We start from the raw sequence: 309 nt of genomic DNA on the forward strand, positions 1-309 counted from the left end.
GTCACGCTTAGCCAGGTAGTCGTTCACGGTAACGACGTGCACGCCCTTGCCGGACAGTGCGTTGAGATATGCGGGCAGCACACAGGTCAGGGTCTTACCCTCACCGGTCTTCATCTCGGAGACGTAGCCGAAGTGGAGGCCAGCGCCACCCATGATCTGCACCTTGTAGTGCTTCTGGCCGAGCACGCGCCAGGAGGCCTCACGCGCTGTGGCAAAAGCCTCGAGCAGGATGTCGTCCAGGCTCTCGCCGTCTTCCTGAACTCGCTTCTTCAGCTCGTCGGTTTTGGCCTGCAGCTCCTCGTCGGTGAG

The 309-nt window shown here is 61.5% G+C and carries 1 pseudogene; it reads right to left on the reverse strand.

Annotation, left to right across the window (positions count from 1 at the left end):
• Positions 1-309, reverse strand: a pseudogene (locus CYJ76_RS11935) (preprotein translocase subunit SecA); the annotation flags it as partial.

The organism is Kytococcus schroeteri, assembly GCF_002847825.1.
Lineage (GTDB): Bacteria > Actinomycetota > Actinomycetes > Actinomycetales > Dermatophilaceae > Kytococcus > Kytococcus schroeteri.